Source organism: Erythrobacter sp. THAF29, from assembly GCF_009363635.1.
Classification (GTDB): domain Bacteria; phylum Pseudomonadota; class Alphaproteobacteria; order Sphingomonadales; family Sphingomonadaceae; genus Erythrobacter.
On sequence record NZ_CP045392.1, the window covers coordinates 2,920,397 to 2,946,794 of the forward strand.

The 26,398-nt window shown below is 60.7% G+C and carries 16 protein-coding genes; 10 read left to right on the forward strand and 6 right to left on the reverse strand.

The window, feature by feature from the left end; translation table 11 throughout:
* Nucleotides 1–14: 14 nt before the first annotated feature.
* The 4 genes from FIU90_RS14110 (at nucleotide 15) to FIU90_RS14125 (ending at nucleotide 3,920) form a co-directional block, all read left to right on the forward strand.
* Nucleotides 15–1,043, forward strand: coding sequence for a glycoside hydrolase family 5 protein (locus FIU90_RS14110; protein ID WP_172970280.1), 1,029 nt, complete (start codon nucleotides 15–17; stop codon nucleotides 1,041–1,043).
* 82 nt (nucleotides 1,044–1,125) lie between these two features.
* Nucleotides 1,126–2,247: a fumarylacetoacetate hydrolase family protein gene (locus FIU90_RS14115; RefSeq protein WP_152435354.1), complete on the forward strand. Its 1,122-nt coding sequence runs from the start codon at nucleotides 1,126–1,128 to the stop codon at nucleotides 2,245–2,247.
* Between the two features lie 33 nt (nucleotides 2,248–2,280).
* A complete protein-coding gene (locus tag FIU90_RS14120) occupies nucleotides 2,281–3,045 on the forward strand; it encodes an SDR family NAD(P)-dependent oxidoreductase (RefSeq protein WP_152435355.1) in 765 nt (254 codons plus the stop codon).
* The gene (locus FIU90_RS14125; RefSeq protein ID WP_152435356.1) at nucleotides 3,036–3,920 is read left to right on the forward strand and encodes an SMP-30/gluconolactonase/LRE family protein; all 885 of its coding nucleotides are present in this window, start codon (nucleotides 3,036–3,038) and stop codon (nucleotides 3,918–3,920) included. Before FIU90_RS14120 ends, FIU90_RS14125 begins: the two co-directional genes overlap by 10 nt.
* Here FIU90_RS14125 and FIU90_RS14130 read toward each other — a convergent pair.
* A complete protein-coding gene (locus tag FIU90_RS14130) occupies nucleotides 3,917–5,701 on the reverse strand; it encodes an IlvD/Edd family dehydratase (protein WP_152435357.1) in 1,785 nt (594 codons plus the stop codon). The genes FIU90_RS14125 and FIU90_RS14130 overlap by 4 nt on opposite strands.
* Nucleotides 5,702–5,703: 2 nt before the next feature.
* Nucleotides 5,704–6,804 carry a LacI family DNA-binding transcriptional regulator gene (locus tag FIU90_RS14135; protein ID WP_152435358.1) on the reverse strand — a complete coding sequence of 367 codons (1,101 nt, stop codon included), beginning with the start codon at nucleotides 6,802–6,804 and terminating at the stop codon, nucleotides 5,704–5,706.
* Between the two features lie 171 nt (nucleotides 6,805–6,975).
* On the opposite strand from FIU90_RS14135, the gene FIU90_RS14140 reads away from it, so the two are divergent.
* Together FIU90_RS14140 and FIU90_RS14145 are read left to right on the forward strand one after the other, a co-directional pair.
* The gene (locus tag FIU90_RS14140; protein WP_370515076.1) at nucleotides 6,976–9,387 is read left to right on the forward strand and encodes a glycoside hydrolase family 3 N-terminal domain-containing protein; all 2,412 of its coding nucleotides are present in this window, start codon (nucleotides 6,976–6,978) and stop codon (nucleotides 9,385–9,387) included.
* Between the two features lie 23 nt (nucleotides 9,388–9,410).
* A complete protein-coding gene (locus FIU90_RS14145; protein ID WP_152435359.1) occupies nucleotides 9,411–10,592 on the forward strand; it encodes an endo-1,4-beta-xylanase in 1,182 nt (393 codons plus the stop codon).
* Between the two features lie 113 nt (nucleotides 10,593–10,705).
* Here FIU90_RS14145 and FIU90_RS14150 read toward each other — a convergent pair whose 3' ends face one another.
* On the reverse strand, nucleotides 10,706–14,068 hold the full coding sequence (locus FIU90_RS14150) for a TonB-dependent receptor (RefSeq protein WP_234029541.1): 3,363 nt from the start codon (nucleotides 14,066–14,068) through the stop codon (nucleotides 10,706–10,708).
* A 157-nt stretch (nucleotides 14,069–14,225) separates the two neighbouring features.
* Between FIU90_RS14150 and FIU90_RS14155 the strand changes: the two genes are divergently transcribed.
* Nucleotides 14,226–15,773, forward strand: coding sequence for a tryptophan halogenase family protein (locus FIU90_RS14155; RefSeq protein ID WP_152435360.1), 1,548 nt, complete (start codon nucleotides 14,226–14,228; stop codon nucleotides 15,771–15,773).
* Nucleotides 15,770–17,305, forward strand: a complete 1,536-nt coding sequence (locus FIU90_RS14160; protein ID WP_152435361.1) for a tryptophan halogenase family protein — start codon at nucleotides 15,770–15,772, stop codon at nucleotides 17,303–17,305. Before FIU90_RS14155 ends, FIU90_RS14160 begins: the two co-directional genes overlap by 4 nt.
* Here FIU90_RS14160 and FIU90_RS14165 read toward each other — a convergent pair.
* Genes FIU90_RS14165 through FIU90_RS14175 form a run of 3 tightly spaced genes read right to left on the reverse strand, consistent with a single transcriptional unit; the run spans nucleotide 17,302 to nucleotide 21,754 of the window.
* Nucleotides 17,302–18,762: a tryptophan 7-halogenase gene (locus FIU90_RS14165; RefSeq protein WP_152435362.1), complete on the reverse strand. Its 1,461-nt coding sequence runs from the start codon at nucleotides 18,760–18,762 to the stop codon at nucleotides 17,302–17,304. The genes FIU90_RS14160 and FIU90_RS14165 overlap by 4 nt on opposite strands.
* On the reverse strand, nucleotides 18,759–20,285 hold the full coding sequence (locus FIU90_RS14170) for a tryptophan halogenase family protein (RefSeq protein WP_152435363.1): 1,527 nt from the start codon (nucleotides 20,283–20,285) through the stop codon (nucleotides 18,759–18,761). Before FIU90_RS14170 ends, FIU90_RS14165 begins: the two co-directional genes overlap by 4 nt.
* 50 nt (nucleotides 20,286–20,335) lie before the next feature.
* Nucleotides 20,336–21,754: a sugar porter family MFS transporter gene (locus FIU90_RS14175; protein ID WP_152435364.1), complete on the reverse strand. Its 1,419-nt coding sequence runs from the start codon at nucleotides 21,752–21,754 to the stop codon at nucleotides 20,336–20,338.
* A 128-nt stretch (nucleotides 21,755–21,882) separates the two neighbouring features.
* Between FIU90_RS14175 and FIU90_RS14180 the strand changes: the two genes are divergently transcribed.
* Together FIU90_RS14180 and FIU90_RS14185 are read left to right on the forward strand one after the other, a co-directional pair.
* The gene (locus FIU90_RS14180; RefSeq protein ID WP_172970281.1) at nucleotides 21,883–23,454 is read left to right on the forward strand and encodes an aldehyde dehydrogenase (NADP(+)); all 1,572 of its coding nucleotides are present in this window, start codon (nucleotides 21,883–21,885) and stop codon (nucleotides 23,452–23,454) included.
* Between the two features lie 13 nt (nucleotides 23,455–23,467).
* Complete coding sequence (locus tag FIU90_RS14185; protein ID WP_172970282.1) at nucleotides 23,468–26,212, forward strand: DUF5060 domain-containing protein; 2,745 nt, start codon at nucleotides 23,468–23,470, stop codon at nucleotides 26,210–26,212.
* Nucleotides 26,213–26,398: the final 186 nt, after the last annotated feature.

Genomic DNA, 26,398 nt, shown 5'->3' on the forward strand with positions numbered 1-26,398 from the left:
CCTGGAGACACAAAATGAACCGTCTGATCATTGCCGGAGCCGCCATCTTTTCGCTCTCGGTGGGAGCCGTGGCCGAAGGCGGGGCGAATCCGGCAGACGAACCGAAATCGCTGCCGGTCGGAACCTGCGTCAACATGGGCAATTCACTTGAACCGATGGTCGAGACGGGATGGGGCGGCGCGCCGATCACCGAGGCGGACTTCGCGCGCATCAAGGCCGCAGGCTTCGACACCGTCCGCCTCCCTGTTCGCTGGCACAACAAGAGTGAGCAGACCGCTCCTTATACAGTCGATCCGGAGTGGATGAACCGGGTCCAGGAAGTCGTCGACTGGGCGCTCGCCAACGATCTCAACGTTATCCTCAACAGCCACCACTTCGATCCGATTCACGAAGATCCCCTGGGCGTTGCCGAGTGGCACGGTGGTGTCTGGAAACAGATCGCCGAGCGCTTTGCGGACTATCCCGAAGATCGGCTGTGGTTCGAGCTCGAGAATGAACCCCATAACAAATTCGATCATTCGAATTTGCTCGAAACGCTCGCTCCCGCACTCGCCGCGGTGCGGGAAAGCAATCCGACGCGTCCGGTAATCTATGGCGGTGAGAATTGGAGCGGGATCGATTCCCTCGCCACCTTGCCGCTTCCGGAAGACGGTAACATTTATCCCACGTTCCATTATTACGACCCCTTCCCCTTTACCCATCAGGGCGCAAGCTGGGTCGAGCCGGAGCCACCTGCGCCGGGACGCAAATTCGGATCGAAGGAGGATATGGAGCAGCTCACGCGCGATGTTGCCAAGCTCGAGGCGTACATCGCGCGCACTGGGCTCATGCCGTTCATGGGAGAGACCGGAGCCTATGACAAACATGTCTCGACCGAGGAGCGGGCCAAATACCATCGCGCCGTGCGGGAAGCCTTCGCGCCTACGGGCACGGGCATTTGCGTATGGGGCTACGCGAACACGTTTCCCTTCTACGATCTCGGGCGGGGCAAGTGGCATACGGAACTTCTCGAAGCGATGGGCCTGCCCGCTCCTGCAGAGTGAGCAAGCCGCTTGCCCAATCACTCGAGCGGGCATAATGGTAGCGCTATCACGCGAAACTGTGCGGTTTGGGGGAGAATGAATAATGGTCGATCTCGCGGCGTGCCTGCCCGGCGATCACGCGCAGGGCACGTTTATCGGGCGCGCCTTGTCTCCAGACGGCCCGTGCGTAATCGCAATTCGCGACGGACGGCTTTTCGACCTGACCGAAACAGTCGCCACGGTTTCGGGTGCGATCGCTCGCGGTGAGTTTGCCGGCGGTCGCGAACTCGGCTCGGTGGCGGGGGGTCTTCCTGAGGAATGGGAACTCCTTTCACCTGTTGACCTCCAATGCCTGAAGGCGAGCGGTGTCACCTTTGCGCTCTCGGCAATCGAGCGAGTGATCGAAGAACGCGCGCGCGGTGACGCGGCGAAGGCCGCTGACATCCGTGCACAGCTCGAGGCAAAGGTCGATGCCGGAATTCGATCAGTAATTCCGGGAAGCGAGGAAGCCCGGCGACTTAAAGAGGCATTGATCGCAGAAGGCATGTGGTCGCAATATCTCGAAGTCGCGATCGGTCCCGACGCTGAAATCTTCTCCAAATCCCCGGTCCTTTCATCGGTCGGACACGGCGATCTTATAGGAGTGCGATCCGACTCCGAATGGAATAATCCCGAACCCGAGATCGTCCTCGTATGCAACCCCTCGGGCGAGATCGTGGGTGCTACCCTTGGCAACGATGTGAACCTGCGCGACTTCGAAGGCCGCTCCGCGCTGCTCCTCTCGAAAGCAAAAGACAACAATGCAAGCTGCTCGCTTGGCCCATTCATCCGCCTGTTCGACGACAGCTTTGATCTGGACGATGTGCGCCAGGCGAAGGTGGAATTGAGCATTGCGGGCACCGATGGATATCACCTCGAAGGTACGAACGACATGTCGCAGATCAGCCGGGATCCGGCAGACCTGGTGCGCCAATGCCTTTCGGAGCATCACTACCCGGATGGCTTTGTCCTGTTCTGCGGAACGTTGTTCGCACCGACGCAGGACCGCGACGAACCGGGAGCAGGCTTCACGCACAAGCCGGGAGACGTGGTGACCATCCATTCTGAAATGATCGGTACGCTTTCTAACGAGGTCACGACATCACGTGATGCTCCGGCATGGAAGATTGGCATCGGCGAATTCGTCAGGAATCTGGCGCAGCGCGGGCTTGTCGAAAGGATTTGAACGAGACCCAATGGGTCCGTCGGGAGAAACTGGGTGAATGAAAACAATGCGATCTATCCGAGCCTGCGCAACAGGCGAGTGATCGTAAGCGGCGGCGGATCGGGGATCGGTGCTGGAATAGTCGAAGGCTTTGTACGGCAAGGTGCCGCGGTGGCTTTCGTCGACGTGCAGGACGAGGCAAGCGAGGCCCTGTGCGAGCGGCTGGAGGAGATTGGCCCGAAGCCGATTTATCGAAACTGCGACATCAAGGACGCGGACCGTTTCGGCGCCTGTATATCCGAATTGATCGAACAGCTCGGCGGGTGCGATGTGCTGGTGAACAATGCGGGCAACGACGATCGCCATCAGGCGCTCGACGTGACGCCCGACTATTGGGACGAACGCATGGCGGTCAATCTTAAGCACATGTTCTTCGCAGCGAAGGCTGTCGTACCGGCCATGCGCGAAGCGGGTGGTGGGAGTATCCTCAATCTCGGATCGATCAGCTGGCATCTCGGCTTGAAAGATCTCGTGGTCTACCAGACGGCAAAGGCCGCCATTGAAGGATTGACGCGAGGGCTCGCGCGCGAGCTCGGTGGTGACAGCATTCGGGTCAATGCAATCCTTCCCGGCAATGTGAAAACGCCGCGGCAGGATAAATGGTATACGCCCGAAGCCGAAGCGGAACTGGTCGAAGCCCAATGTCTTGAAGGCCGGATCAAGCCGGCGGATATCGCTGCGATGGTGCTCTTTCTCGCTTCGGACGACGCGCGTTTCTGCACCGCACATAACTACTGGGTCGACGCTGGATGGAGATAGACCTCTCGGTCCGAATTGCCGTCACAGCCGACGCGAAGCTCGGCGAAGGTGTGATATGGGACAGCGAAAGAGCACTCGTCTGGTTTGTCGATATCAAGCGGCAGAGGCTTTGGCGTTTGGATCCGGAAACAGGCGCGCATTCGAATTTCGAAGCACCCGCTCCGATTGGATGGGCTATGCCGACCCTGGAAGGCCCGCTCCTGTGCGGCCTGAAGGATGGGCTTTACCTGTTCGATCCCGATACATCGCACTTCACGTGGCATGCAGAGGTGCCGGGAGAGCCTGCGACGAACCGCTTGAACGATGCCTGCACCGATCGATGGGGCCGCGTCTGGTTTGGCTCGATGGACGATGCGGAGGAGGCGGCGAGCGGCCGTTTCTACGTTTATAACCGCGGGGAGATACGCGCCGCGGGACCGAACGGCATCTGCATTACGAATGGCCCGGCTGTTAACTCTGCATCAGACCGGATCTTTTTCACGGACACTCTGGCGAAAACAATCTGGGTGGCTGACCTCGCGGAAGACGGAATTGGTGAGCCAATGCTGTTCGCCGACACCTCCCGCCACTTCCCCGATGCCTATCCAGACGGACCGGTTGTCGACAGCCAAGAACACCTATGGACCGGGTTATACAACGGCGGCTGCGTCGCGCGCTTTTCGCCCGATGGCGAGCTTGTCGCGACGGTAAAAATACCTGCCCGTGACGTGACCAAACTGGCTTTCGGAGGGCGCAACTTGGGGACTGCATTCGTCACCACCGCGACCAAGAACATGAGCGCTGCCGACATGGCTGAGCTCCCGCAATCGGGAAGCCTTTTCGCCTTCGAATCGCCGGTTGCAGGGTTCAGCCAGCCTCGCGCCAAGCTGGACTAGTGATTGTGCCTCGGCAGTTTGCGTGAGGTACCGCGATACTTGAGAGCGAGCTCCATGACACCGCCCTCGCCCAGCTGACCGGTTTTCTCGCGAAATATCTCTTCCCACGGCGTGCTGCTTTGAGGGATTTCCGACTGCGGTAGCTCGGCCAGGCGTCGCTCGATCTCATCTGGCTCGACAAGCGCGTCGCAGGTTCCGGCATTGAGGTCGACCCGGATGAGGTCGCCATCCTGCAGCCAGGCCAAACCGCCACCAGCCGCGCTTTCCGGTGAGACGTTGAGGATCGAAGGACTGTCGCTCGTGCCCGATTGTCGCCCGTCACCGAGCGTGGGGAGCCATTGGGTGCCACTGCGGATCAATGCATCGGGCGGCTGCATGTTCACGACTTCGGCGCTTCCCGGCCAGCCAATCACACCGGCGCCCCGTATGACGAGGATGCAGCTCTCGTCAATGTTCAGATCAGGATCGTTGATGCGGTGGTGATAGTCATCCGATCCGTCGAACACGACGGCACGAGCTTCGAATATTCCCTCGCGTCCCGGATGTGACAGATACCGCTCGCGGAACTCCTGCGAGATCACCGAAGTCTTCAGAATTCCAAAGTCGAAAAGGTTGCCTGAAAGGACGAGAAAACCCGCCTTTTCCTTGAGCGGATTGCCGAATGACCGGATCATCTCGCGGTCGCTCGTTTCACAATCGGCCAGGTTCGCTGCCATCGTCTGCCCAGTGCACGTCGCCACGTCTCCATGGAGCTTGCCCGCCTGCAGCAATTCCCACATCGCAGCCGGAACGCCGCCAGCGCGGTGGAACCGCTCTCCCAGATACTCACCCGCCGGCTGCATGTTCACCAGCAGCGGAAGATCATAGCCATGCTCCTGCCAGATGCGCGGTTTCAGCGGCACTCCGGCGTGAGCGGCCATCGCCTGGATATGAGGCTGGGCATTTGACGAGCCGCCGATCACGCTGACCGTGGCGATCGCATTCAGAAATGCTTCGCGAGTGAGGATATCGGACGGTTTCAGGTCTTCGCCTACCATCTCCACGATGCGTTTGCCGGTTCGGTAGGCGTACTGCCCGCGCTCACGATAGGGCGCGGGTATGGCGGCGCAGCCTGTGAGCGACATGCCCAGCGCTTCGGCGACAGCGTTCATCGTGCTTGCGGTACCCATGGAGTTGCAGTGCCCGGCTGATGGCGCGCTGCTGGTCGCGCGTTCGAGGAATTCCTCCTCGTCGATTTCGCCGGCAGCGAGCTTGCGCCGGCTGCGCCAGATGACAGTGCCCGAACCCACAAGCTCGCCATCGTGCCATCCGTCGAGCATCGGTCCGCCCGACAGGACGATGGCGGGAATATCGACCGTGCTCGCAGCCATGATCTGGCTCGGCGTCGTCTTGTCGCAGCCAGTGGTCAAAACCACTCCGTCGATCGGATAGCCGTGCAACAGCTCGACCAATCCGAGATAGAGAAGATTGCGATCGAGCGCCGCAGTCGGCCTGCGGCAATTTTCGAATATCGGGTGCACCGGAAATTCGATGGGGATGCCGCCCGCATCGCGGATACCGTCGCGCACGCGCTTGGCGAGTTCGATATGAATGCGGTTGCAAGGAGAAAGGTCGCTGCCCGATTGCGCGATGCCGATGATCGGCTTTCCGCTGCGCAGTTCCTCCGGCGTAACGCCATAATTCATGAAGCGCTCAAGATAGAGCGCGGTCATGTCCATCCGTTCGAAATTGTCGAACCAGTCGCGCGAACGCAGCCTGCGGCCCGGCCCGGCTCCGCTCATGATCAGTCGCTCTCGCCGGAACTGCTCGCGAGGCTTGGCCCGGCGTCGGAATTGCGCCTGACGAGCTTGTAAGGAAGCAGGATCTTCGTCTGGCTGGTCCGATCGCTTCGCCTGGAGCTCTTCGCATCGACAATCAAGTCGACCGCCTTGGCCGTCATTTCGCGGATAGGCTGGCGAATGGTGGTGAGCTCGGGCCAGATTGAGCTTGCAAGGTCGGTATCGTCGAAGCCGCACACGGTTACGTCGCTCGGCACGTCCAATTGCCGGCGGTGGGCGACCGCCACCGTGGCTGCGGCCATATCGTCGTTCGAGGCAAAGATCGCGGTTGGACGCGGCTCGGCAGACAGCAGTTTCTCCGCCGCCACCATGCCGGAACGATATGTGAATTGCCCCTGCGCCAGGAGGTTCTCCGCCACTTCCAGTCCATTGTCCTTCATGGCCGCGCGGAATCCCTTCAGTCGATGGCCGCTTGCCACCTGTTCGGGATTACCGATGATGAAGCCGATCCGCTGGTGTCCGAGATCGATGATATGCTTCGTCATATCGTAGGCTGCCTGATACTCGTCGATCATCACCGCGCCATGAGACCCGCTCGCCTTGCCCGGGCCGACGGCAATCGCAATTCCGCCTGCCTCGGTTATCATGTCGAGAACGCTTTGATCGTCGCACAGAGGCGGAGGCAGGATGAAGCCGGTAATTCCGCCCTCAGACATCTTGCGCACGAGCAATTCGTTGTCGGGCGCGTTGTCGCAGCTTTGCACTTCGAGGTGGACATCACGGCGGGTCGCCTCCTCGAGCGCGCCCATCAGGAACTCGGCGAGATAGGATGAGGACGGGTTGTCAAACAACAGACCGACACGCAGCTGCGCTCCGCCGGCGAGCGAGCGGGCTGCGCGGTTGGGCGAATAGTTGAGCCTGCGAATGGCCTCGAGAACTTCCTCGCGTGTGTCCTCGCGCACATTGCCTTCGCCGTTGATTACGCGGCTAACCGTCATCGGCGAGCATTTCGCTTCGCGCGCGACATCGGCAATGGTCGGGGCAGCGCTACCACGGCGCGAGGTGCGCTTGCGCGCGCGCTTTTCATCGTTTGGTGCACTGCTCATTTTCGGTGCCATAGCCCTAGTTCCCCCGTGTCAGCAAGGAGACCGACGATCCGGGTATAGTCGCAAGCGGCCGATCGACAAGAGCGTTGACAACCGCAAATCAGTTAGGAATGGTAGCGCTACCATAAATGGAGCGCAATAGCTCTGTCGGGGTTCGGGAGAGGATTACAGATGAACACCAAGCTTTATCGGGCCGCGCTCGCGGCGGGGGCCTGCCTACTTATGACGGCGGCACCGGGTGCACCTGCCGCACAGGAAACGATCGAGATATCGGCTGAGCGACCGATGGCGGATGCACCCTATTGGGACTCCAATTTGCCGGTCGATCAACGCGTGGCCGACCTGATGCAGCGCATGACGCTGGAGGAAAAGCTTGCGCAGATGGTCAGCATCTGGACCGACAAGGCTTCGATTCAGGACGACGAGAACTTCTTCGATCCCGCCAAGGCGAGCGAGAGATATCCGCACGGACTTGGCTTTTTCACGCGCCCCTCCGACCTGAAAGGACCGGGAAGCCCGCGCAAGAACACACCCCGCTCGATCGAGGAAAGCATCGCCTATGTAAACGCGCTGCAGACTTGGGCACAGACACAGACAAGGCTCGGCATTCCGATCCTTACGCACGAGGAATCGCTCCACGGCCTGGCGGCTCTCGATGCGACCAGTTTCCCCCAATCGATCGGCCTCGCATCGACATGGGATCCGGGCCTCGTGCGCGAAGTCAACGATTACATCGCGAGCGAGGTCAGAGCGCGCGGCGTCCACCAGGTTCTCTCCCCCGTGGTCGACGTCGCGCGCGATCCGCGCTGGGGCCGGATAGAAGAGACCTTCGGCGAGGATCCATACCTCGTGGGAGAAATGGGCGTCGCTGCGGTCGAGGGGCTTCAGGGTGCTGGCAAGGATCCCAAGCTCAAGGACGGTCAGGTGCTCGCCACGCTCAAGCACATGACCGGCCACGGGCAGCCCGAAAGCGGCACCAATATCGGACCTGCGCAGATTTCCGAGCGCACCTTGCGCGAGATGTTCTTCCCGCCCTTCAAAGAGGTTGTGGATCGGACCGCTATCGACGCAGTCATGGCAAGCTATAACGAGATCGATGGTATTCCGAGTCACTCGAGCACCTGGCTGCTGGGCGACATCCTGCGCGACGAATGGCAATTCGACGGGGCGGTCGTCTCGGACTATTTCGCCATCGAGGAAATGGTATCGCGCCACAAGATCGCCGCCGACATCCCGGCGGCGGCAGTCCTCGCTATGCGTGCTGGAGTCGACATCGATTTTCCCGATGGCGCATCGTACAAGTATCTCAAGCAACTGGTCGACGAAGGTCGCATATCGCAGGCACAGGTCGACACAGCGGTTGAACGGATACTTCGCATGAAGTTCAATGCTGGCCTGTTCGAGGAACCGTTCGTGAGAGACGCCGCACCTGCGCTTGCGTCCAATGGTCCAGATGGCATCGCGCTGGCCCGCAGGGCAGCGGAGAAATCGCTGATCTTGCTCAAGAATGACGGGGTTTTGCCACTTTCGCTGCCAGAAGCGGGAGATGCCAAGCCGACCATCGCGGTAATCGGCCCCAATGCTGCGGTCGCGCGGCTGGGGGGATATTACGGCATTCCGCGCAAGACGGTATCGCCGCTGGAGGGCATTCGCGCGCTAGTGGGCGACCGGGCCAATATCGTCCATTCCGAAGGCGTAAGAATTACGCTCGACGACGACTGGTGGGAGGACGAAGTCGAACTCGCCGACCCGGGCGACAACCGGCGGATGATTGCAGAAGCTGTCGAAACTGCACGCGATGCCGATACAATCGTCCTCTTCATCGGCGACACGGAACAGACGAGCCGCGAAGGGTGGGCAGAAGCGCATCTCGGCGATCGTACGAGCCTTGATCTCGTGGGTGAGCAGAACGAGCTGTTTTCGGCGATGAAGGCGCTGGGCAAGCCTGTGATCGTGGTCCTCGTGAACGGTCGACCGCCAAGCTATCCGATGGTGGCGGAGCAAGCCGACGCGATCCTGGAGACGTGGTACGCAGGCGAGCAGCAGGGCAACGCGATCGCAGATGCACTGTTCGGGCGCGTCAATCCCGGCGGCAAACTGCCTGTGACGGTGGCTCGCAATGCGGGACAATTGCCGCATTTCTATAATCACAAGCCGAGCGCACGCCGCGGATACCTCTTCGATGAGGCGACACCGCTTTATCCATTCGGCTTCGGGCTATCCTATAGCGATTTCACGTTCGGCGATCCGTCGCTGTCTTCACCGACGATTGCTGCCGGCGAAGGCGTCACCGTACGCGTGGCCGTGACAAACGAGGGGAGCATGGCGGGCGATGAGGTCGTGCAGGTTTACCTCCGCGACCAGATCAGCTCGGTCACCCGGCCTGTGAAGGAACTTGCCGGGTTCAAGCGAGTGACCCTTCAGCCCGGCGAAACGCGCAATGTCGACGTCCCGATCCGCCCACAAGCATTCGGTTTCTGGGGCCGCGACATGACACGGATTACCGAACCGGGCGACTTTACGATAATGGTCGGTCCGAATTCGCGTGATCTCAAAGAGGTCACGCTGACCATAGCCGAATAGCGTGGTCGTAGGAGAGCGGCGATATGCCCAAAACGATTGCACGCCGCGAAGTGCTCGCCGGACTGGGAGCTCTGCCCCTTGTCAGCTGTCTGAAGGATTACGTGCCTGACAACATTCCCTCAGTTGAAGTGCCGGAGGGGCCGGGCCTCGATGCCCTCGCGCGAAAGAGCGGCAGGCGCTTCGGCAGCGCTGTGGCGTGGAATGCCAAGGGTAAGGGGATGTCGGTCAGTAACCCGGCCTATGCCGCGATCCTGAACGCAGAATGCGGTGTTATCGTCCCGGAAAACGAGATGAAGTGGCAGACTCTGCGGCCCTCACCAGATAGCTACGATTTCACCGCGATGGACAAGATTGCGGCTTGGGCTGCGACAAACGGACAGGAGCTGCGCGCGCACGTCCTCCTGTGGCATCGACCCGAATGGTTTCCCGACTGGTTGAACAGCTACGATTTCGGCGCCCGCCCTGCTAGCGAAGCCGAGCGGCTCCTAAGCGAGCATATCGACACAGTGGCAGCCCGATATGGCTCACAGATCAAGAGCTGGGACGTGGTCAACGAAGCCATCGACCACTCCGCACGCGCGCCGATCGAGACGAGCCTCAGCCGCGCGATGGGAAGCCCCGAGGCGGTAATCGACCTTGCATTTCACAAGGCCCGAGAAGCCCTGCCCAACGCGCGGCTGGTCTATAACGATTACATGAGCTGGGAGCCTTCGCACGCGCATCATTGCGAAGATGTTCTGCGCCTTCTCGAAGGAATGAGAGCACGCGGCGTTCCGTGCGATACGCTTGGCATCCAGTCGCACATCGAAATGTTCGAGCTCGATCCCGAAACCGGCGTTGGTGTTTATGATGAGGCTGGCTGGCGACGCTTCCTCGATGAGGTTACCGGCATGGGATACCGTCTGCTCATCACCGAATTCGACGTGAAGGACAAAGCCTTGCCTGCGCCGATCGCGCAGCGCGATGCAAAGGTTGCCGAATACGCGCAGCATTACCTCGAGCTCATGCTCGACTATAACGAGCACCTCGACGACATCCTCGTCTGGGGCATGGTCGATGCCTACAACTGGCTGCAGTATTTCGACCCAGCCTCAAGAGCCGATGGCTTGGAGGTACGCGGCGCGCCCTACGACAGCTCATATCGTCCAAAGCCGTTGCGCGAAGCGATCGCCACAGTCCTCGCCGACGTCAGCCAAGTTCCATAGCCCTTCCCAGCGGCTGACCTACCCCCGCAGTATCGCTGGCTTGCATTCCGCAAAGAAAATGGCCGCCGCATCTCTCGATGCAGCGGCCACTTGGGAGATGCGAAAGTTCCGGCTCAGAAACTTCCGCGGAGTATGAAGGAAAACCTCCTGTCGTTCACGAAGAACGAGCGCGGAGCCAGCAGATCGGGATCGCCCGAATAAGCCTGCGTCGTCTCGGTAATTTCGTTGGTCAGGTTGACGCCCTGAACACCCACTTTGATATTGTCGGTGACGTTCACGAAGATGGATGCATCCAGCTGCCCGGTCGGCTCGTTGAAGATCGAGTAGAACGGGAAGATCACGTCCGATGCCGTGAGCAGGAACCTCGATCGCCAGTTGTAGGCTGCGCGCATCGATATCGGCCCCTTCTCGTAGAACACCGTCGCGTTGACGTTGTGCTTCGAGAGCTGCTCGAGCGGCAGGTTGCCCGGCGTGATGGTCGAAGGACTTTCCACCGTATTGTTGGCAAGGTTGCCGCCGTTGAGGAACGTGTTCGGCAAACCTTCACTATCGATGTAGGTGTAGTTCGCCGAAGCACCGAGGCCGTCGAAAGGCGAAGGCAAGAAGTCGTAGACCTGCTGGTAGGCGACTTCGAAGCCCTTGATCTTGCCCTTTCCATCGAAATTGTCCGGTCCACGCGTCAGGATATCGACCGATTGGCTTCCGAATTGATATTCTTCGACCCGGACCCGCTGGAAGAAGAAGTCGTCGACTTCCTTGTAGAACCCGTTGAGGGTCAGCGATCCGACTGGTGCGAAATACCATTCGAGGCTCGCGTCGAATTGCCAGGCCGTCGCCGGCCTGATGCCGGGATTGCCCGCCTGCGCGAAGAGCGCGCCGCTGTTGGTGTCGATCGAGACATTGAGGAAGTTGCGCAGGAACGCGTTGTCCGGTCTCGTCAGAACCCTCGATGCGGCAAAGCGCAAGATCACATCATTGCCGATGCCGAACTTCAAGTTCAGGCTGGGCAACAGATAGTCGTACGTTGTCTTGCTGGGCACCGAGATATCGGGCTGGTTCGCTAGCGTGCGAAGATCGTTGTACGCCGCTTCGCCGAGAGAGCACACGCCACCCGGACTGACAGTCTCTCCGGTGGGCGTCTGGATCGTGCCGCCGCAACGTGTGGCGAAGTCATCTTGCACGCCGAGGTTCTGGGCTCCGCCAAGGCTGAAGATGCCCGGAGAGTTAACCGTGGTGCTGACGTATCGAAGCCCGATATTGCCGCCCAGCCGGACGTCACCGAAGATCGGTTCGTACTGGTTTCCGAAATTCAGCAGCCCGTAGACCGCGTAATCGTCCTGGCGGATGTCCTGAATATCGCTCGGTACGAATGGCGTTCCGGCGATCGCGCCGCCACGTTGAGCAAGAGGAACCCAGCCGGAATTGCCGCCCTGGTTCTGCCATTCCTGGTTCGCACCGATGGCGAAATCCTGGAACCCTTCGTAGTCGCCCGTCAGGTCGCCGGAATAGTAGAATGCGCCGACGGGGCCCGGAGCATCGCCGCGGAAGAAGTTGGGAAAATCGTAGAAGACCTGATCGTCCGTCCCGTATTCATCGAACGAGACCGGCGTTCCCGACCATACCTCGCTGAGCACGCCCCAATTGTAGGTCGTGTAGCGAACCCGCTGGTCTGCACCTGAATACCGTGCGCCGACCTTGGCAGAGCGCAGGAAGGATTCATCGGAGAATTCATATTCGAGGTCCGCGCGGAATGCGAACTGTTCGCCTTCGCTGTCCTCGATGTGGTCCATTGCAGCGCGCCAGAATTGCGAGCGCGGATCCATGAAGTATTCCGCGTCGGTTTGCGCCGCGAGCTCCGGATTGTCGCCCGCCCAGCTGTAGCTGAGGAAATTGGGCTTGTGCGGAATGACGCTTGGAAGGTCGCCGGTGAGATCAAGCTCCTGATCGGCGAAGGTGGACCCGAAGAGACTTACGTCGAGATTTTCTTTCTTCGATTCAGCATATTGAGCGTCGAGATCGATCGTGAGCCGATCCGTAAGCTCATGCGTCAGATGCAGGCTCCAATCGGTGTTGGTCGTCTCTTCATCGACCTGCCTGCGGGAAATTTGCTGCTGCATCCCCCCTGCAGTCACGAAGCCGCCGGCAGCGTCATTGCCCCGCCAACCATCGCTCGGTCGGGTGATGTAGCCTGACTGGAACAGGTTGTTTGAATCGTAGACGAAGTCCTCGAAACCGCCGACCGGGCATTCGCCGCGGGTGGTCGGGTCGCCATCGACAAAGCCACCCCGGCCATCCGGTATGCGCTCTGCCGGGCCTCCATTATTCTGATTACAGCCCAGCGGATACGTGTTGTACTCGGAGCCATCCGGCAGCGTCTCGAAGGTGTACTCACCCCATTCATTGGTGGAATGCGATCGGATGAACTCAGCCGTAAGGCGCGTGCGCTCATCGTTGGATTCCCATTGCGCGGATACGGCAATACCATCGCGCTGGCGGTCGAATTCCTGTGTGCGGAACTGGCCGCCGATCGGCGCAACGCGCACGTCTGCAAAATCGGCAAAACCGTCTGCTCCCGGTCCCTGTGCGGTGCCGCAGGGCGATCCGCCTGGCGGGAGCGTCAGGCTGTCGCTTCCCGAGAGGGGCAGCGGATTGCGGCAGGTTTGCGCCCCGCCTGCGAACGCTTTTTCCGCGAGCTGATTGTCGCGGGTCTGGAAGTTGGTGATCTGAAGGCCATCAGCGCGGCTCTTGATCCGCGAATACGAAGCGCTGACCAAGAGGCCGAAAGTGCCCGAATCCGTCTCCCAGGTGTTGCTGATGAGACCCGAGAGCGTCGGAGTCCATTCTTCGCGGAAGTCCCCGTAGTTTGCCTCGGCGCTGAACGCGATGTTGAACCCGTAATTGTCGAATGGCTTGCGAGTGTTGAGGTTGACCGTACCGGCAAGCCCGCCTTCGATCATGTCAGCAGTCGCATTCTTGCTTACAATGACCGAGCCGAGCAGCTCGGAAGGAACGTCGGCGAAGTTGAGCGCCTGACCGCCCACCCCGGCGACGAACGCCGTACGCCCGTTGAATTCCGAACGGACGAAGTTGAGGCCGCGAACGACTACGCCGGAGCCTTCAACCGAGAAGTGATCGGGATCATTCGAGCCGGCGAAGCGGTTGATTGCGACACCGGGAAGACGCTGGAGCGCTTCGGTGACCGAACGATCGGGAAGTGCGCCGATATCTTCGGCGGTGATCGCATCGACAACGGTGTCGGCATCGCGCTTGATGTTCTGCGCGTTTTCGAGCGACTGACGAATACCGCTAACGACGATCTCCGGCTCGTCTTCCGTTTCCTCGGCTTCCTGCGCGTAAGCAGATTGCGAGGCCAGCAGACCGCCAAGCGCCAATGCCGATGCGCTGGCCTTCAGTAGATTGCGGTACGTTTTATCTTCGCGAGGCGCATTCACGCCAAACGCTGTTGCCTTGATCACAGGCTACCTCCCCATGTTAGCGCTACCACAAATATGTGAGGCGCTCTCTCTTTAGTTAGCCTGAGGGATATCGCGACCAATCGGCCTTGGCAAGTCAACACTTCGACGTTTACCAGAGATGTGTTGCATTTCTGCCTAGAGGGGAGCCGCAGACCAGATGTCCAAAGGGCAAGGTACCGTTACCACGGACCGCATCAGACGGGTTGTCATCGTCGGCGGTGGAACGGCAGGCTGGATGGCAGCCGCCGCACTGTCGCGCTATTTCGACGACGGTGATCGCACCGTCACGCTGATCGAATCCGATGCGATCGGCACCGTTGGCGTCGGCGAGGCGACCATTCCACCGATTCGCAACTTCAATGCGATGCTCGATATCGACGAGAACGAATTTCTTCGCGCGACAAAGGGTACGTTCAAGCTCGGTATCGAATTTGTGAACTGGGGCAGAAATGGCGATCGCTATTTCCACCCCTTCGGTGGGTATGGGCAGGATCTGCACGGTATCGCCTTTCACCAACTCTTCCTGCGGGAGGCAGCCCGCAACCGGGAATCGGCAGGCAATATCGCTTCATATTCGATGAGCTCGGTCGCGGCGGCGCTCGGCCGCTTCGGACGTCCTGCTGCCGGCGCAAAGACGCCGGTCGCGCAAATCGCCTACGCGTTCCATTTTGACGCTTCGCTATACGCGGCGTTCCTGCGTGCACGTGCCGAGCGGCAAGGCACAATCCGCCGCGAGGGCCGCATCATCGATGTCGAAAGGGACGGCGAAACGGGAGATGTCGTCTCGGTCAATCTGGAAGACGGCACGAGGATTGAAGGCGATCTGTTCATTGATTGTTCGGGCTTTCGCGGTCTTCTGATCGAAGATACGCTGGAGACCGGATACGAGGATTGGAGCCGTTGGTTGCCGATGGACCGCGCGATCGCCGTGCCGACTGCCAATAGCGCCCCACCTCCCCCCTTCACGCGAGCAACCGCGCATTCGGCCGGTTGGCAATGGCGCATCCCGTTGCAACATCGCACCGGGAACGGGCACGTCTTTTCGAGCGCCTATATTGAGGAGGATGAAGCACGCCGCATCCTGCTCGAGAATGTCGAAGGCGACGTGCTGGCCGAGCCACGCACGCTTCGCTTCCTGACCGGCATGCGGAGCAAGGCATGGAATCACAATGTCGTCTCATTGGGCCTCGCATCGGGCTTCATCGAACCGCTCGAATCCACCAGCATCCACCTCATCCAGAACGGGATTGCGAGACTGTTTGCGCTGTTCCCGGACCATCCGGTGAACCCGATCGAACGCGACGAATACAATCGCGGCATGCGTGAAGTGTACGAGGACGTGCGCGACTTCATCATCCTCCATTACAAGGCAACCCAGCGCGACGACACCGAGTTCTGGCGCTACGTTCGCGACATGGACGTGCCCGATAGCCTCGCGAAGAAAATCGAGCTGTGGCGCAGCCGCGGGCGGATATTCCGCGAGAATGCAGAACTTTTCACGACACCCAGCTGGGTCGCGGTAATGCTGGGGCAGAATATCTGGCCAGAGAGGCACGAACCGATTGCCGATACACTGGATCCCGACAAGGTAGCAGTGGCGATGGCGCAGATGCGCTCTGCCTACCAGTCAGCTGCACAGACTCTGCCATCGCAGGAGCAATTTCTGAAGCAGGCTGGCGCGTGGGCCGAAGAGGCATACCAGTGAGCGGCGAACCGATCCGCAAGGTCATCATCGTCGGCGGCGGCACCGCGGGATGGATGGCCGCGGCAGGACTTTCGAAAGTGCTCGGCGGCTTCCCCGGCCTGTCCTTCACCCTGGTCGAGAGCGAGGCCATTGGCACGGTCGGGGTCGGAGAAGCAACGATCCCGCAGATCCAGGCGTTCAACGCCATGCTGGAACTGGACGAGGCCGAATTCGTCAGGGAAACACGCGCGACTTACAAGCTCGGTATCGAATTCGTAGACTGGCTGCGCAAAGGGCACAGTTATGTGCACCCGTTCGGAACCTACGGCGTCGACATGCTCGGGATCGAGTTTCATCACTTCTGGCTGCGCGGTCACGATCTGGGCGACGATACAAAGCTCGACGCCTATTCGATCGCTGCGATGGCCGGGAAGGCTGGCAAATACATGCCGCCAGACCGCAGCAATCCCAATTCACCGCTTTCAAAACTCGGATACGCCTTCCAGTTCGATGCCGGTCGCTACGCCCGGTACCTGCGCGCCCGCGCCGAGCAGCAAGGCGTGGAGCGCGTAGAAGGCCGTGTGGTCGAAGTTTGCCAGGATGGCGCGAGCGGACTCGTCACTGGCGTAAGGCTCGAAAACGGCGAAGTGGTCGAAGGAGAACTCTTCATCGACTGCTCGGGCTTCCGCTCCCTGCTGCTCGGCCAAACGCTTGGCGTCGGATTTACCGACTGGAGCAAGTGGCTGCCATGCGACCGGGCTGTAGCGATTCCATGCGAGCTTGGTGGAGAAAAGGTTCCGCTCACGCGGTCCACTGCGCGGCCTGCCGGATGGCAATGGCGCATTCCTCTACAACACCGCATCGGTAACGGCCACGTCTATTCCTCAGCACATATGGATGATACCATGGCGGAAGAGTTGCTCCTCGCCAATCTCGACGGAAAGCCCCTAGCCGAACCGAACAGGCTGCGTTTCGCGGCCGGGCATCGCCAGCGGGCCTGGGAGAAAAATGTCGTCGCGCTGGGACTGGCAGGCGGATTTCTCGAACCACTTGAGTCCACCGCGATCCATCTCGTGCAGGCCGGAATCGCCCGGCTGCTCACTTTTTGGCCGACCACAGCATTCGGCAGAAAGGAAATCGATCGCTTCAACCGCGAGAGCGAGCAAGACTACATCGATATCCGCGACTTTCTGGTGCTCCATTACAAGGCGAGCGAGCGCGACGATTCGGAATTCTGGCGCTATTGCCGCGCGCTGGATCCGCCCGAAGGCCTCGCCGAAAAGCTGGAGATGTTCGAAAGCTCGGGACGCGTGATCCGTGATCACAACGAGCTATTTACCGAAACCAGCTGGCTTTCTGTAATGGCGGGCCAGGGCATAAAGCCCGGAGGATATCATCCGGCGGCCCTGCTGCTCGACGACGCGGAAACCCGGCGGCGCCTGATCCACATACGGGATGTGGTCGCAAGCGCGGTTTCGCAGATGCCCACTCAAGACGATTTCCTCTCCAGAAGCGGCGGCGCGATTGACCGGCAGGAGCGTCTGAGGGCCTAGGCCGTCCGCCCCAGCGCGTGTTCCATCCACTGCGTATAAGGCGGTGCAAATTCGACCGCCGCCCGCGCCTTCGCCGCTGCCTTCGCGCCTCTCGCCTCGAGCTCGCGCGCATCCGTGTTTCGATGCTGCGGCGGTGTGCCCGCCGTAAACCCCAGAGCGACGAGTAAAATCATCACTTCCTCGGTCAATAGAGGGAACTCCTCTTGGAACGGCAACCTTCCCTTGCGCGTGAACTGATCGATCGTCCGTTCAACCGAGAGCGGGATCTTGCTCTTGAATACATCGTGCGCGCGCGGTGCGGCATAATGCATCGCCAGCACATCTTTGGCGCCATCGGCCATCAGAATAGCACGACGATTGTATTCGGCGCGTTCCAGTGGCTCGATGCTGCGTCCCGGCAGCATCTCGAGCAGAAGCGAAATCTGGCGATGGGCAAGGTCGAGCGATAGGCTTCCGAGCGGTTCCAAGCGCGCGGAAGCATCGCCGATCGCGATAACATTGCCGAGCCATGGTTTCCGGCATCGTGAGGGAGCCAGATCGTGCTCGATGGCTGGGGGCGCTCCGAGCGCGTTGATTGCCTGTTCCCTGCTTTTTCCGGCACCAGTGCCGATCATCGTCCGCAAACCGTCGCGGCCCGCGATCTCGAACAGCCAACCCTCGGGAAGAAGCGTCACGCGGTCTTCCAGGACAAGCATAGGCTGGCCGGGTGCTGCTTCTATGATCCGCCGGACAGGCAACACATCGCTCCAATCCTCGATGGCATAATCAGGCAGCGAAGACAGCAGGAGCGCATCTGGCCCGCTGCAATCGACAAAAAGATCGGCTTCGAGCCGCCCATGCCCTTCTACTTTTAGCGCCGCGATCCCGCCGAGCGTGTCCGGCTCGATGGCAAGGATAGAATCCTGCAAGTGCCCGACTCCCAACTTCCGGGCATGGCCGACCAAGAGCTGGCGGTAAGAAGGGCCATTCCACCGCAGCGCGTAGTCAAGCTGGGAAAGCGGCGTGTCGCGGTCGTCCGGCGGTATTGCGAACCGGCCCGCATCCGCGAGCGCTTCTGCAATGGAGACTGCCGGGATATCTGCGCCTGCGCTGCGCGAACCCCCTCCCCAGTCCTGTGCGAAGCGGGTCTTGAGGGTCGGATCGACCTCGGCGCCATAGGATGCGACGCCGTAACTGTCCCGCCCGCTCCATCCGAAATAGCGAGTCACCAGCCGGTGGCTCCCGCCTGCATGCCTGACGATCTTCTCCTCGGAAATGCCCAGGCGATCATGGAGCTTGTTGGTGAACGGCAGCGCGGTGTTGGCGCGATCGGCAAACGCGTTAAGGTGGACCGGCAATTCAAGCACGGTGACATCGCAGGAAGGCAGAGCTCGCTTCAATGCTATCGCGCAGATTGCGCCGACCTCTCCGGAACCAGCGACGACGATACGGCGCAGCAATTCGCGTGCATCGCTCATGCCGGTTGAGCGAGCCTGCCCGTCTCGCGCTCAAGATATTCGACGTGGCCGGGCATGGCCGCAACCTCGGAGGCTATAGCCTCTTTCAGACTGTCCAGTGCTGATCCAACCCGATCGGGGTCGACCTGGCCTGTTCGCGCATCATGGCGATCGGGCATGAAACCCTGGCCGATGTAAACCGCAATCCAGCTCGCATCGTAAAAGAGGCCATCGGAATATTTCTCGATCCGGCCAGTCCGCTTCCAGAGTTCCATCTTGTCAGCAAGGCTATCGGGCACCGTCATCGTGCGAACATGGTCCCAGAACGGGGAATCGTCTCGCTCAGTCGCATGGTAGTGCAGAATCAGGAAATCGCGCACGCGGTCATATTCCATATCGACCAGCCGGTTAAATTCCTCCCGGTCCTTTTCGTCGATACCGCCGGTCTCTGGGAACATTTCGATCAGGTATGTGATCGCCATCTGGGCAAGATAGATCGAAGTCGATTCAAGCGGCTCGAGAAATCCGCTGGCGAGGCCCACGCCAATGACATTGTGGCTCCACGAGCGGCTGCGACGCCCCGGCCGGAAACGCAGGATGCGCGGATCGGCGAGCGGATCGCCTTCGGCCGCGTTGCGGATCGCTTCGCAAGCGATATCCTCGTCGAGGAAGGCGCTGGAGAAAACGTATCCATTGCCCATCCGGTGCTGGAGCGGAATCTGCCAGCGCCAGCCGGCAGGCATGGCGGTCGCGATCGTATAGGGCCGGATATCGTGGGTCCGGTGGGTGCACGGCATCGCTGCTGCCCGGTCACAGGGCAGCCAGTGGGTCCAGTCTTCCCACTCCACGTCCAGTTCCTGCCCGAGCAGCAGCGAGCGGAAACCCGAACAATCGATAAAGAGATCGCCTTCGATCAGGCGACCGTCTTTCAGCTGCAGCGCCGTGACGTCCCCCGTCTCGGCATCGCGATTGACAGAAGTGACCAGGCCTTCGACACGATCGACCCCGTGAGCGATGCCGAATTCACGCATGAAGGGGCCGAACAGCGTCGCGTCGAACTGGTAGGCGTAGCCGTAAGTGGAGGCGAGCGAGGTGTCCTGCGCGGGCGGGGCAAAGCGGTTCGCCTCCGCCGCCGCGACCGCCAGCGAATATGCGCCAAGGCGGTCGGCTTTTCCCTGCCGTTGCATCTCCAGCCAGTAGTGGTGGAAGCCGACGCCTGCGACCTCTTCGCCAAAGCTGCCGAAAGGGTGGATGTAGCTTTCCCCGATCTTCCCGAAGTCGCGAAATTCGATGCCGAGCTTGTAGGTCGCGTGGGTGGCCTTCATGAACTCGGCTTCGTCGATGCCGAGCCGTTCGACAAAGGCGCGGATATGCGGAAGCGTGGCCTCGCCCACGCCGACGATCCCGACATCCTCGCTTTCGACCAGCGTGACCGTCGCCATGCCGGGAAGCAGTTGCGCTATGCCCGCAGCGCTCATCCACCCGGCCGTGCCGCCGCCCAATACGACGACACGGGTTTTCGCGGAGGGCGAGCGTCCGTTCATTCTGTTACCGCTACCGCTGCGGCGGGCAAAGCGCCACCCTCGCCCGGCCGCTATCCTTCCATTTCCTCCAGTTCCTTGCCCTTGGTTTCGACGATGAACCGCTGGACAAGGAAGAAGCTGATAACGGCGCAAACAGCGTAAAAGCTGTAGCTCGCCGCAAGGCCGATGCCGGTCGCCATCAGCGGGAAGGTCTGTGCAATCAGGTAGTTCGCAAACCATTGGAAAAAGCCTGCAACTGCAAGCGCAGAGCCACGGATCTGGTTAGGGAACATCTCGCCCAGCATGGTCCACATCACAGGGCCCCAGCTGAGGTTGAAGAAGATCACATACAGGTTCGCAGCAACCACCGCGACGATGCCCATGTTCTCGGAGAGCACGAGATTGCCCTCTGCATCAAGCGTCCCCTGGCTGAACGCGTAGACCATCACGAATAGCGTCACCGCCATGCCTGCCGACCCGACAAGCAGCAGTGGCTTACGACCGATCTTGTCGATCACCGCGATCGTGACAAGGCAGGCCCCGATAGATACTGCGCCCGAGATGATGTTGATCATCAGCGCATCGCTTTCGGCAAAGCCAGCAAGCTGCCAGAGCGTCGCGCCATAATAGAAAATCACATTGATGCCGACGAGCTGCTGGAAGACTGCCAGCATGATACCGGCCCAGACGATGGGCCGGATGCCGAGAAAGCTCGCCGTGCCTGCCGGAGCAAGGATATCGCGCAGGCTCGGGCGGTGGTCGGCAAGGAAGCTCGACCGGATTTCCTTCGCTTTTGCCTCCGCAACCGTCTCGCCAAACAACCGTCCGAGGACACCGATCGCTTCATCGTCGCGGTTCTTCGAAACAAGGTAGCGGGGGCTTTCGGGTATGAAAAACAGCGCTACCAGGAAGATCGCCGCCGGCACTGCCTGCATCAAGTACATCCAGCGCCAGGCCGGAAGTCCGGCCCAGAATTCGCCGGTGGAATCGCCCGCGGATGCCGCGAGCGCGTAGTTCACCAGGAATGCTGCAGTCAGCCCGGTGATAATCATAATCTGGTTCACCGAAACCATCCGCCCGCGAAGGTTCGCCGGCGCGACTTCGGAGATATAGGCAGGGGAAAGGACACTCGCCGCACCGACTGCCATGCCGCCTACGATCCGGAAGATAACGAATACGGAGTGATTTTCGGTCAGCCCTTGAACCAGCGCGCCGACAAGGAAAAGGACGGCCGCGAGGCGCATGACCGTCCGCCGCCCCATCGCATCGGCTAGCGTCCCGGCAAAGAATGCGCCGATGAAACAGCCGATAAGCAGCGATCCGACTGTAAAGCCAAGGCCACCATCGTCGAGGCCAAAGCCCTTGACCAAGCCGTCCTGCGTTCCGTTGACCGCGCCGCTGTCATAACCGAACAACAGCCCGCCAATCGTAGCCACGGCAACGATCGCCGAAACCAACGCGACGTTGGTCCCGCTTTGCGAATTTTCCATATCCCACTCCCCTTAGGCTTGCTTTCGCAGCCTTCCCGTCTCATTAATGTTAGCGCTACCTTTAAGGATATGTACGGGACATTGGCAAGCCGCCATTGTGGCTTGATAACAGCAAAGGGGAGAGAGCTTTGGACAGGCTCCACGGAAAAAACTTCATCGCTGGCGAACTTCGCGCCGGTGAACAAACCTTCCACGCAATCGCTCCTGCGAGCGGAGAAGACATGGACCCGCCCTTCGCGGTCGCGTCCCCTGACGATGTGGCGGACGCTTGCAAGGAGGCGGCCAGCGCCCAGCCCCGTTTCGGCAATACCTCGCTTGCCAGGCGTGCGCATTTCCTTCGCACCGTCGCCGACAAGATCGATGCGCTTGGAGATACGCTAACAGCGCGCGCGATGGCGGAATCGGGCCTACCGGAGGCTCGTCTCCAAGGGGAGCGGGGTCGCACTGTGGGTCAGCTGCGCCTATTCGCAGACGTGGTCGAGCGGGGCGATTGGCAGCGCGTGCGGATCGATCATGCCGACCCCGAGCGAACACCGCCCAAACCCGACCTGCGGCTGCGCATGATCCCGCTCGGCCCGGTCGCCGTATTTGGAGCCTCGAATTTCCCGCTCGCCTTCTCTGTTGCTGGTGGAGACACCGCTTCGGCCTTCGCTGCTGGCTGCTGTGTGGTCGTGAAGGGCCACCCCGCCCACCCGGGCACCTCCGAACTGGTTGCCGGGGCCATTACGGATGCTGTCGCGGAGTGCGGGCTTCCCGGCGGGGTTTTCTCACTGCTCAACGGCACAGAGAACACCCTTGGTGAAGCCCTGGTGAAGGACCCCGACATTGCAGCGGTCGGCTTTACCGGGTCGCGTAGCGGGGGTCTCGCACTGATGGAGCACGCCGCGAGCCGGCCTGTGCCGATCCCGGTCTATGCCGAGATGAGCAGCGTCAACCCGGTCGTCCTGCTGCCTGCACGGCTCGAACAGGATGCCGAGGACCTTGCCGCCGCCTATGTCGGGTCCCTCTCGCTCGGCGCGGGTCAGTTCTGCACTAATCCGGGGATCGTCCTCGGAATCGAGGGCAAGGCGCTCGATCGATTCATCGACGCTGCATCATCAGCCGTGGAAGAGGTGGCCGCACAGACCATGCTCACGAGCGGAATCAAGCGCTCCTTCGATGCGGGCATAGCCAGGCTGTCCGCACAAAACGGCGTTGCCGTCGAAGGTCAAGGCAGGGACGGGGTGCCAACCTGTGCGCAGGCACAAATCTACTCGGCCAATGGGCGAGAATTCATGGCAAATCCCCATTTGGCAGAGGAGGTCTTCGGTCCCGCTTCCATCATCGTCAGGTGTGCGGACATGGACGAGCTCGTGTCGATCCTATGCGGGATGGAGGGACAGCTCACGGCAACGATGCAGATGAGCGAGGCGGATTACGAACGGGCGAGCGCTTTGCTGCCCATTCTGGAACAGCTCGCAGGGCGTATCATCGCTAATGGCTGGCCCACCGGGGTCGATGTCGCACACGCAATGGTCCACGGAGGCCCCTTCCCCGCCACGTCCGACAGCCGCACCACCTCGGTCGGCACCATGGCGATCGAGCGCTTTCTCCGCCCGGTTTGCTATCAGGATATGCCGCAAGAACTGCTGCCCGAAGCCGTCCGCAATGAGGGCACAGGATCGGCTCGGCTGGTAGATGGTGCAGTCGAAATCAAATAGACGGCGGCTGGAATTGCTAAGGAATCTCGCATTCATTGCCGCGCCGCTCGTCACCTTCGGGCTGGCGGCGTGTGCGTCCCAACCGAAGTCCCTCGCGACTGAAGGCGCGGCAGCGGACACGGCCTGCACATCCGGTCCGGTTACCGGCAGCCTGTTACCCAGGCACGAGGCTGGTTTCATTGCATCGGGTGACAAGCTCTACCTGATCGGCGGTCGCGGAATGAAGCCGGTTTCGATTTTCGATCCCGCAACCAACCACTGGACGACCGGCGCGACGCCTCCGATCGAATTGCATCACTTCCAGCCAGTGGTTGTGGGTGAGGAAATCTGGATTGTAGGCGCGATGACCGGCCCATGGCCCGACGAAACGCCAGTCGACCGGATCTGGCGTTACCTCCCTTCGGAGGACAGGTTCGTTGCGGGTCCTTCGCTTCCTTCAGGCCGACTGCGCGGTGCGGGAGGGGTCGCATTCTATGGCGGAAGGATCTGGTGGGCGGGCGGCATCACCGACGGTCATCGGAGAGGATCGGTTGCCTGGCTCGACAGCTATGATCTCGAGACCGGACGTTGGGAAACCCATCCGGACGCGAAATTCCCACGTGATCATTGGCAATTGGTAGCTCATGCGAACCGCCTTTACGCTGCGGGAGGACGCGCCACTGCGCATGACCAAGGTCGCGATTTTGACGCGACGGTTGCGCAAGGTGAAATCTTCGACATCGTCACGAACGCCTGGCTACCTATCGACCCCCGTTTCACCCTGCCAACACCGCGCGCGGGTTTGATGGCGCATGGCGCGCACGGCAGAATCGCATTCGCAGGCGGTGAAAGCGGCGCGCAGACGGCGGCTCATTCTGAAATCGAGGTGTACGACACAAAAAGCGGTGAATGGGGAACCGCAACCCCGCTCGCTCGCGGGCGTCACGGAAGCGGAATCGCCGTGCATGACGTCAACCGGTTCCTGGCATCCGGCAGCGGCAATCGTGGCGGCGAACCCGAGTTGGACGACATGGAATGCATCGCTGGGCTTCAACCGGTCATTCCGACCTCGGCCCGGCTTCATCACCCGCTTGCATTCGACTTCACCGGTCCGCAAACGAGCGAAGAAAGCGTCCTTAATCCGTTCACCGATTATCGCCTCGCGGTCACTTTCACTTCGCCTGACGGGAAGACCCACACCATTGTGCGCGGATTCTACGCCACCGATGGCGACGCAGCGAACAGCAGTGCGGGATCGGGCAATGTCTGGCGCGCCATTTTTACGCCGGATAGGTTGGGTGAGTGGCGGTGGGCAGCCCGCTTTAGCTCTGGGCCGGATATTGCGATCGATCGGGATTGGTCGAATGGCAGCGAGGTTCCGCTGGCGGTCGCGAATGGCCGGTTTACTGTCTACCCGTCCGACGCCGAAGGGGATGACTGGCGCGCTCCCGGTAATGGTCGCCTGATTGCCAGAGGTGGCCGATATGTCCGCTCGGGCTCCGGCGAAGTGTGGCTCAAATCGGGCACCAACAGCCCGGAGAACCTTCTGGCCTATGAAGGCTTCGACGGGACGTTCCGCCTAGGAGGAAATTCCCGCGACGGAGAGGCGAGCAGCGGGGAGGAACTCCACCGCTTTGCCGCCCATTACAAAGATCTGACGAGCACGGTGTCACTCTGGCAAACGGGCAAGGGACGCGGGCTGATCGGCGCGATTGATTACCTTGCAAGCAAGGGCGTGAACGCCGCCTATTTCCTAACCTGGAACATCGACGGAGACGGCAAGGACGTGTGGCCCTTCGCCGACCCCACCGATCCCACGCGTTTCGATGTAAGCAAGCTCGATCAGTGGGAGCGCGCTTTCCAGCACATGCAGGCGAACGGTATCGCCCTGCACCTCGTGCTGCAGGAAACAGAAAACGAACTTCTGATGGACGGCGGGGATACCGGACGAATTCGCAGACTCTACCTTGCCGAACTCGTCGCGCGATTCGGCCATCACAACGCTCTCGTCTGGAATCTCGGAGAGGAGAACGGCCCCGTTCACTGGCGGCCCGAGGGCCAGGACGATGAACAGCGTAAGGCAATGATCGACTGGCTGACCGCCATCGATCCCTACGATCATCCCATCCTGCTCCACACCCATAGCGAACCGGCTGACAAGGACACCATTGCGGGTCCTTTGCTTGGCTATCCGGGCCTCGATGGCCTCTCGCTCCAGATATCCGACCCCTCGAAGGTCCATTCCGAGACACGCAAGTGGGACAGGCTTTCGCGAGAGGCCGGCAATCCCTGGGTTCTCTCGATGGATGAGATCGGACCGTGGCAAGATGGCGCAATTACCGATGCCGAAGCAATAGACGGACACGCAAGCCTCGCTCGCGAAGCGCTATGGGGACACCTCCTGGCGGGTGGATCTGGCGTCGAGTGGTATTTTGGCGCGCACCATCCCCACAACGATCTTACTGCCGAGGACTTTCGATCGCGGGAAACGCTATGGGAAATCAGCGCCGGCGCGCGGAGACTGCTCGAAGAAACCTTTGACCTCGCAACAACAAGGCCCTGCTCCGCGAGAAGCTTGTCCCTTCCGTGCCTGACCGGGACTGCAAGAAACGGACGAAACAGCGTCACGATGGTCTTCATTCCCGCGGGTGAACCGGTTCCGAATTCCATCGAACGATTGCCCGCTTCGCCCATCTGGCGAAACTCGACGAACCCGCTCCTGCCTGCATCACGCAACCCCGGAAGAGATCAAGTCCTCCTGTTCGAACCCTCCAATTAGCTGCCCGAGAATGCGAGGTTGAAATCCGCTGCTCCCCGCAGGCGATTATGAGGAGAATGAGCGGTCTTGGGGTCGAGGACTTCGCAGCCGAATGCTGCTGCCACCTCAAGGTCGAGTACGGATATACCGAGATGCGACAGCGCTCTCAGCATCCCATCTGTTCAACGGTTTAGCTGGTTTCCCCCG

What these genes read in the sequence shown, in the direction of transcription:
- FIU90_RS14155 (WP_152435360.1), top strand. Translation starts at nt 14,226, where the DNA reads ATGTCCAAAGGGCAAGGTACCGTTACCACGGACCGCATCAGACGGGTT.
- FIU90_RS14175 (WP_152435364.1), bottom strand. Translation starts at nt 21,754, where the DNA reads ATGGAAAATTCGCAAAGCGGGACCAACGTCGCGTTGGTTTCGGCGATC.
- FIU90_RS14145 (WP_152435359.1), top strand. Translation starts at nt 9,411, where the DNA reads ATGCCCAAAACGATTGCACGCCGCGAAGTGCTCGCCGGACTGGGAGCT.
- FIU90_RS14170 (WP_152435363.1), bottom strand. Translation starts at nt 20,285, where the DNA reads ATGAACGGACGCTCGCCCTCCGCGAAAACCCGTGTCGTCGTATTGGGC.
- FIU90_RS14115 (WP_152435354.1), top strand. Translation starts at nt 1,126, where the DNA reads ATGGTCGATCTCGCGGCGTGCCTGCCCGGCGATCACGCGCAGGGCACG.
- FIU90_RS14110 (WP_172970280.1), top strand. Translation starts at nt 15, where the DNA reads ATGAACCGTCTGATCATTGCCGGAGCCGCCATCTTTTCGCTCTCGGTG.
- FIU90_RS14165 (WP_152435362.1), bottom strand. Translation starts at nt 18,762, where the DNA reads ATGAGCGATGCACGCGAATTGCTGCGCCGTATCGTCGTCGCTGGTTCC.
- FIU90_RS14135 (WP_152435358.1), bottom strand. Translation starts at nt 6,804, where the DNA reads ATGAGCAGTGCACCAAACGATGAAAAGCGCGCGCGCAAGCGCACCTCG.
- FIU90_RS14140 (WP_370515076.1), top strand. Translation starts at nt 6,976, where the DNA reads ATGAACACCAAGCTTTATCGGGCCGCGCTCGCGGCGGGGGCCTGCCTA.
- FIU90_RS14130 (WP_152435357.1), bottom strand. Translation starts at nt 5,701, where the DNA reads ATGAGCGGAGCCGGGCCGGGCCGCAGGCTGCGTTCGCGCGACTGGTTC.
- FIU90_RS14125 (WP_152435356.1), top strand. Translation starts at nt 3,036, where the DNA reads ATGGAGATAGACCTCTCGGTCCGAATTGCCGTCACAGCCGACGCGAAG.